Source organism: Ruegeria sp. BG6 (assembly GCF_056538465.1).
The window spans coordinates 985,591-992,741 of the sequence record NZ_JBQFTB010000001.1 but is presented as its reverse complement, the minus strand read 5'-3'; the positions used below and the strand labels follow the sequence as shown (position 1 = coordinate 992,741).

Genomic DNA, 7,151 nt, shown 5'->3' with positions numbered 1-7,151 from the left:
GCAAAATGTGTTGCTTGATAAAGGGCAGACTGTCCGCCACTCTTTCCGGATTGGTAGTTTGGGGTTTTGTCATGACGGATAGTTTTGACGTCATTATCGTTGGCGCCGGAAGTGCTGGATGCGTCCTCGCCGCTCGTTTAGGCGAGCCAGATCCTCTCTTAGATCAAGCGGCCATCTGCCCAAAAAGATTTGACGACGGACGCCAGCCAGATGTGGCCGCTAAACTGCTTGGATAAATTTTGTGGCAAATGTTCCTGTCAATACACGTGATCTTTGGTGTTTTATAGTGTGACGTACAGCCCTTCGATAAGTATCACTTAGGAACATCCGGTCTCAAAAACCACGGCGCATTATGGGAGTAGCCAGATGGGTGTTGACAACGCTTGGTTACGGCATTTTGCCCAAATGTTCGCGGAGCGCACGGAAGATGCAAGTGAATTTGAGGAAGTCTTAAAAAGCTCTGGTCTGAAGCGAGTCGACTTGAAAGAGTCCACCAGAGAGATCGACCCACTGAAGGAGGGTCAGTTTATTCGCTTGGCTTGTGATCATTTAAGGGACCGAGCCTTCGCTACAATAGCTGGCTTGGCGTTTGATACGCCTCGCGACATAGTATGGTATATCTCAAAGTATTCACAGAATCTGAAAGAAGCTATTGAAAACGCTTCACACTACGGTGCTTTGGTTGATGAGAGTATTGAATACAGACTTGTCGAGTCAGAAAACCACGCTTCGCTCAGGATGCGAATTGTTAACGGCGAGCTCAGCAGGTATCATCGACGCACCGAGTTTCTCTTGTTCTCGACAATTTCATTGATGCGCATTGTTACGAATACTCAACTTCACCCTCTGGGAGTTCGGTACAAGCATGTAGTTAAGTCTTCGGCATCCGCAATGAAAAAGGCGGCGGGCTGCACGATTTCCTTTGGTTCCGAAGAAAATGAAATTAATCTATCGCTTGCATCGCTTGATCTCCCAATTCCAAGCTATGACCCCGCACTCAGAAACCATCTTACGGACTACGGAAACAACCTTTTGAGAATGCGTGCCGCGAGTTCACTAGGGATACGCGGTAAGGTTGAGGCCCAGATATTGAATAAGCTCCCAGGACGAATTTTAAGCGCGCAGGAAGTGGCATCAAACCTTGGGCTCAGCGCGCGTTCTCTCTCGCGACGTCTCAATGAGGAAGGCCAGAGTTTTCGTGGTATCGTAAAAAACATCAGATGCGATCTTGCGAAGACGTATCTAAAAGACGGGTTCGGCATCGGAGAAGTTGCATTCTACTTGGATTTTGCCGACCAGCCCGCGTTTTCCACTGCATTCAAACATTGGACAGGGCTAACGCCGCGTGAATTTCAAAAACAAAATTGAACCGACGCGATGTCCTGACTTCGACCTTCGCTGTTGGACCACACCTGAGAAACGCCGCTGTTTGATTAGTGCGTAATGTTGGAAATTTGGGTGACTATGCAGTTTGAAATCTGTGGTGCTCTCCACAAGACAAGCTCATTTTGCTCACCTTCTTCGATAACCATTGCAACAGCGCTCTTGGGGATTTTGGTTTCAAGGGTAATCGGAATTTTGGCCGTCGAACCATGACATCTAATTGCATAGTCCAATGCTGCATCAGAGTTTGTCGTCCAAGACAGGCCAACTTCTTTTCCCAGGCTTTGACCGCGAAAAACCGAGATTGCATTGGGAAGCCGATGCCACTGTTCCGTCGGAACCCAACATGATTTTCGTTTTTCAGCGTCCATCGCGTGAACAAACATGGTGTGATCGATTTTTTCGAACCCACCCCATAAACCCCTCAACAAAGGCCAGAAATCTGCGCTGGAAATTTCATTTTCAAGCAACATTTCGACAACGGCATCTGCGCGTTGATCGGGTTCATAGTGTCTGTTCAAATGCATGTTTATTACTTCGACGGCACTGACTGCTTCGGTCTTCATGACTGACGCTCCAACTCTATCTCTGTAACTTGCAAGGCGCTTTGTTTGGCGCGTCATTCAATATTGGTTTGGCGTGTCCAATCACTCCTCTGAATTTCAGCCAAAAGTGTTCCTTTTTCGGCCAAAGCGAAGTGAAACCGGGCCAACCACAGTTGTTTCTTTGTTTAGATGCAGGAGGTAGGTTGGTTTCTGGATAGAGGCTTAATGCCAGAATTGCGGACTTAAGGTCATTCGCCGGAGAGCTGCTCCGACGGATTCACGGAAACAGTGGCAGACTGGCCACTGACAACACCGGAATTGTGGTTTGGATCCATTTCTCGTAATGTCTGGGCAGCATCATTTTGAAGCGTGAACGTATTTCATGACAGCTCTACCGATCTTTGACGCCGCGATTTGGTTTCTTATCCCTGCGTTGATAGTAATGGTTGCACATCGAGGCGTTCATTTGCTGTTTCCAATCGAGCCGTCAGAGGAAACTTTGGAAGCCGCCAAGTGGGGGTCTGTCAGGATCGGGGCGGTTCACGCTCTCATTCTGGCGCTCGCCTTTTCCAGTGTGCGAGCAGAGTATAACGAATTGCAGGAAAGCATCGACAGCGAAGCGTTGGCCATCGAGCAACTCTATCGTGGTTTGCAAGGGTTTGGCACAGCTGAGGCTGAGGCGATCCAAGACGCGGTAGAGCGTTATACTAAGATGGTTATTAACGAGGAATGGCCGACCATGGCAGCCGGAAGTCCTCTGGAAAAAGCCGATTTACTGGTCGATGTAATATACCGTCAAATCATCGATCTGGCGGACAACTCGGACCGATCAAGCTTAGCTAGTGCGCTGCTGGACGACATTAACGACATCGAGAACGAGCGGGGTCAACGCAGTTTCGATATTGAAGAACCTATCAGTCCGATGTTCTGGATGATCGCAGTCGTTGGATTGGTGTTGACCTGCTTGTCGTTCTTTCCAATGCCGCACGGTTTGGTGCGTTCATCTTTCCTCGGTATGTTCGCGGGCATTAATGGCTTGGTGTTTTTTGCCATCATTGGCTTCTCCCACCCGTTTTCCACTACATTTCCAATTCAGCCGACACCATTCTTGAAGGTGCTGGAACGGACCATTGAAAAGGGCAAATAACTGCTTTCAATCCTGAGACCTGACTACCACAAGCGCGACCAATCGCGCCACTATCACAGCAAGGTAGAATTGCCCTATCAGCACCTGCACGACCGCTAAGCTGGCGATTCGCGCATTTTCAGGCGTGATGTCGCCATACCCAAGTGTGGTTAGGGTTACGAAGCTGAAATAGGTTGCGGCGAAAGCGTCCAGATCGGGGTCACCCTTCGCAAATCCAAGATCAAGCGAGACATCCCCAAACCCGACTAGATTATAGATTGCAGCAAAGGCGAAACCGATCAACAGATAGACACTCAGAGCGTTGGCGACCACTCTCCAACTCACGCCACCGGTTGCGCCAAAGATTCTTTCGGTAAGAACGAGTGTGAGGCCCAATGAGAATAACAGATCAAAAACGGTCCCAAGCCGCTCGAATATCGGACGGGTGTCGCCCGAAACTGAGTCGAAAAAGAAGGCGAGTAGACCGAATACTACCACAGCGATGAATGTCACACGACCGGTCGATGACGCCGCACCCGCTACGACAATGAGTATCAGGAAGACGCCTTCGAATACCTGCTCTGAGACTTGGGATCCCCAAAAGAACGGCCAACCAAAAATGATTAACAAAAGGCAGGCCGGAAGCATAAGTTCCCCCCACGAGGCAATCTTGGAGGTTACAGATTTCAAAGCGTTCATTACGCAAGCTTAGTACCGGTACTAGCAAAGCGCGAGCCCGTCGCCCCAATTCCGCCATTCGCTTGCAGTATACGCCGTGGCACAGTGAGCAATTCCTCTGGTAGTTTCTTTGTTTGTGCTGAAGTGACCCTTTTGATTTGGACCACCGTTATGTTTGAGAAACGGAGATCCGAGAATGTCGAACAAGAAACACAATCCTGAGGAAATAGTTCAGAAGCTACAGCAAGTTGATGTTCTCGTCGGCCAGGGAATGATACTTGCAGATGCGATCCGCGAGGTTCGCATAAGGTACCCACGTTGCTGGGTCGTCGGTAGTGAGTGACGTCGACCCAGCTCAGTCTACAGGGCTTTTAACGCAGTTTGTGTGGGGCTACCCCGAATGCAAGGCGTTGGTACGACCACCGAGAAAGACCACTTTGCCCGCAAGGCGGTCACTCTCGGTAATGCCGCGAATGTCCGCGCCGTGCCCTTCGCAGTCATAGCGTGACGTTCCGATTGAGGCTAAAGTGCATTCAGCATTTGAGAAGACATGACACCGCGCCTCGCAGATATCCCAATGCTAGAAACCCGGCGCCTACGTCTTCGCGCACCGTTGGCGTCTGATTTTGAGCCATTTGTCGCGTTCCGAATGTCGGAACGGGCGTCCACGGTTGGCGGTCCATTCACGCGCTCAGAGGCCTATGGGCAATTCGGTGAACTGTTTGGCCATTGGGTTTTGCACGGATTTGGTCGTTGGATCGTGGCCGACCGCGTATCGGACGAGCCTCTCGGGGTTGTAGGGTTGTGGTTTCCCGAGGGTTGGCCCGAGCCTGAAATCGCTTGGTCTGTGTTCGAAGGCGGTGAGGGTAAGGGAATCGCTTTCGAAGCCTCGCTTGCAGCTCGTGAGTTTGCATATTCAGCTCTCGGCTGGACGACAGCAATCAGCTTGATCCTTGAAGACAATCCCCGGTCATTTGCTTTAGCTCGACGCTTGGGCGCTGAGTTCGAAGCACCTTTTCAACACCCTGTACTGGGCGCGATGCAAATCTGGCGTCATCCCGGGCCAGAAAATTAAGCCTAGCAAAACCTCGATGGTCTTGTCCGGTGAACTTGGGTTGAAGCGGACAGGGGGCTTTCGTACTTACTTTCGCGATTGGCTCATTCCCGACGTTCAGTAGCTTTGCCTATGCTGCCCTGTTCAGTCGTTGGTGCATGTTGCAGTTGTTTCTTGATAAAAGGTCTGCAAGCCCGGAGACTTTCACCAGAATTTGAGCAAAAAGGATTGGCCATGTTTCGTCTTTTTCTATTTGCGTTTGTGATGGGTCTCGCCGCCAATGCGGGCACAGCGCAGACACCGCCTTCGGTTGGTGAGGTCGCGAGTTACGACGGTCTTTTCGAAGCTGCTCATACCGGCAATGAAGAAATGATCCGGCAGCTCGCAGCGGCGGGCGCAAACGTCAACGCGCGGGACCCTAGAGGCCGCACACCAACCCATGTGGCAGCCTTTGCTTCAGAGGACGAGGCGTTGCGTGCACTCGCTGAGGCCGGTGCTGACATGAATGCGCTTGAGGGTCAGGACTACGACGTGGTCACGATTGCGGCCGTTGCAAACGATCCAGAATTGATGACGCTCGCAATCGAGTTAGGCAACGATCCCAGCCTAACAACCAGCCCCTATGACGGAACGGCTCTCATAGCCGCCGCACATCTCGGTCATGTAGAGATTGTCCGACGGCTAATCGCCGCTGGCGCGCCTTTGGACCATGTCAACAATCTGCACTGGACAGCGGTTATTGAAGCCGTTGTGCTTGGTGACGGCGGCTCGGATCATCTTGCAGTTCTGGATGCATTGTTGGCAGCGGGTGCCGACCGATCGATTTCCGATCGAAACGGAAGTACGCCGCTCGAACACGCCGAGCTGCGCGGGTTTTCTGAGATGGCAGATCGGCTAAAAAAAAAGGACTGAAACCAATCAAGCAGGCTGAAGCGGTGAGTCTCGCCTAAAAGGTGCCTAGCCGCAGCGAACGAACGTTTTGGTCCGCAAAGTGGTCGTTAATGGAAAGTACGGCGGATGACCGCGTTGAGCCAAAGGGAGACACCCTGCTTCTGTCAAGTTCGCAACTGCGGCATCCCGCAGTGTCTCTTGGCCAGCCGCAGGGCAGCATTAGAACCGGACGTTCGTTTGGTCCGCAGCGAAGACTGAAGGGGCCATGTCTGCAACGCGGACGTTTCTGCCGGTCGCTGATGCAGCGAAATCACCTTGATTGCTCAGCTGGATTGCCGGGTCAGAGATCAAAACCGCCAGCATCAAAGCCGCCGTCAAACCCTCCGAAATCGCCGCCGCCAAAATCGGGTTCCGGGAGCGGAACCGCAATTGGCGGGCTGGGTTCGATCGGCAAGCCGGGCTCAGGTGGTAAGACATCGGGCGGCAGAACGCCCGGCGGGCGCGGATAGTATCCACCCCAGCGCCACCAGGGGCCACGACCATAGCCGACATGGACGGAAACGCCGGTCCGCACGTTGGGCTGGCCAGTGGTAGGCTCGCAGGCGGTCAGTGCGAAGGTCGCAGCGACAAGAGTCACGGGCAAGGTCAGGCGCAGTATGGGCACCATCATGCCGCACCTCCGATCAGCGACACCCCAACCGCCGCGCCGGTGGGATCGAGCAGCACGGCTGCATCTTCGGCGACGGTCAGCGGGCCTCCGCCCAGTTCCTGAGACCGGGCAATGGCCCGACCGATATCCGAGACACCAACGTAGGGCAGCCATGTCGGTTCCGCTTTGCGTCGGGATATCCGCACCAACCCGCCACGGACGGCGCCACCGCTGGAAAAGACGGTTTGACCATTCTTCTGCGCGGTCTCCCATCCGGCGAGCGCGTGATAGAAAGACCGGGCCCGGCTGGGGTTGTCAGTCAGAAGATCGGCCCAGTACCATGTGTTTTCCCGCAGTGAACCGTTCAGCGGGAACCCGCCCGGCCCGTCAAACAGCACCAGCAATGCCCCGCTTGAGTCGCGAATGGTCGAGAACGTCCCGGCAGATGTGGCGAAGGGAGACCTGACCTGCTTGCCACCTCTGCCCAGGGCAATCTTCGTTGCGGCGATGGTATCGACGACGGTCAGCACGGGGACCCATTGCGACGGAAACTCGACATCAGAGCCCGCATCGGCAGAAGCGATCACACCGCCCAGCGCCTCTCCACCTCCGCTGACAGGAATATACCCGTCACTGGCCGGGGATCCGAATTGCCAGCCGAACATGCCGCCATAAAAGGACTTCGCCGCATCAGGGTCGCTGGTAACCAGATCAAACCAAGCAAAACTGCCGGGCACGATACTTTGACGCGTAGCGGCGCATCCGGCGATTAGCAGTGCCGGCGCAGCCAGGGAAGTTCCCAGCATCATTCTGCGGTTCATCATC

General features: G+C 53.4%; 9 protein-coding genes. 5 read left to right on the top strand and 4 right to left on the bottom strand.

Translation table 11 applies throughout. The annotated features are described in order from the left end of the window. Both ACR0JW_RS04955 and ACR0JW_RS04950 read left to right on the top strand, forming a co-directional pair. The coding region (locus ACR0JW_RS04955; RefSeq protein WP_480713628.1) for a hypothetical protein at positions 1-236 on the top strand (236 nt) is incomplete at its 5' end. Positions 237-366: 130 nt separating this feature from the next. Further along, positions 367-1,368 (top strand): AraC family transcriptional regulator, encoded by a 1,002-nt coding sequence (locus tag ACR0JW_RS04950; RefSeq protein ID WP_170676225.1) that lies wholly within the window; start codon positions 367-369, stop codon positions 1,366-1,368. A gap of 65 nt (positions 1,369-1,433) precedes the next feature. Here ACR0JW_RS04950 and ACR0JW_RS04945 read toward each other — a convergent pair whose 3' ends face one another. Beyond that, positions 1,434-1,949: a hypothetical protein gene (locus tag ACR0JW_RS04945; RefSeq protein ID WP_480713627.1), complete on the bottom strand. Its 516-nt coding sequence runs from the start codon at positions 1,947-1,949 to the stop codon at positions 1,434-1,436. Between the two features lie 361 nt (positions 1,950-2,310). On the opposite strand from ACR0JW_RS04945, the gene ACR0JW_RS04940 reads away from it, so the two are divergent. Continuing rightward, entirely contained in the window at positions 2,311-3,075 is a 765-nt protein-coding gene (locus tag ACR0JW_RS04940) for a bestrophin-like domain (protein ID WP_170676228.1), read from the top strand. Positions 3,076-3,081: 6 nt separating this feature from the next. On the opposite strand, the gene ACR0JW_RS04935 is transcribed toward ACR0JW_RS04940, so the two are convergent. After that, positions 3,082-3,753, bottom strand: a complete 672-nt coding sequence (locus tag ACR0JW_RS04935; protein ID WP_170676230.1) for an ion channel — start codon at positions 3,751-3,753, stop codon at positions 3,082-3,084. Between the two features lie 529 nt (positions 3,754-4,282). On the opposite strand from ACR0JW_RS04935, the gene ACR0JW_RS04930 reads away from it, so the two are divergent. Further along, on the top strand, positions 4,283-4,807 hold the full coding sequence (locus ACR0JW_RS04930) for a GNAT family N-acetyltransferase (protein ID WP_170676232.1): 525 nt from the start codon (positions 4,283-4,285) through the stop codon (positions 4,805-4,807). 213 nt (positions 4,808-5,020) lie between these two features. Further along, positions 5,021-5,698: an ankyrin repeat domain-containing protein gene (locus tag ACR0JW_RS04925; RefSeq protein WP_170676234.1), complete on the top strand. Its 678-nt coding sequence runs from the start codon at positions 5,021-5,023 to the stop codon at positions 5,696-5,698. 319 nt (positions 5,699-6,017) lie between these two features. On the opposite strand, the gene ACR0JW_RS04920 is transcribed toward ACR0JW_RS04925, so the two are convergent. Next, positions 6,018-6,347, bottom strand: coding sequence for a hypothetical protein (locus ACR0JW_RS04920; protein WP_170676236.1), 330 nt, complete (start codon positions 6,345-6,347; stop codon positions 6,018-6,020). After that, positions 6,344-7,147, bottom strand: a complete 804-nt coding sequence (locus ACR0JW_RS04915; RefSeq protein WP_480713626.1) for a VOC family protein — start codon at positions 7,145-7,147, stop codon at positions 6,344-6,346. The genes ACR0JW_RS04920 and ACR0JW_RS04915 overlap by 4 nt, the downstream gene beginning before the upstream one ends. Positions 7,148-7,151: the final 4 nt, after the last annotated feature.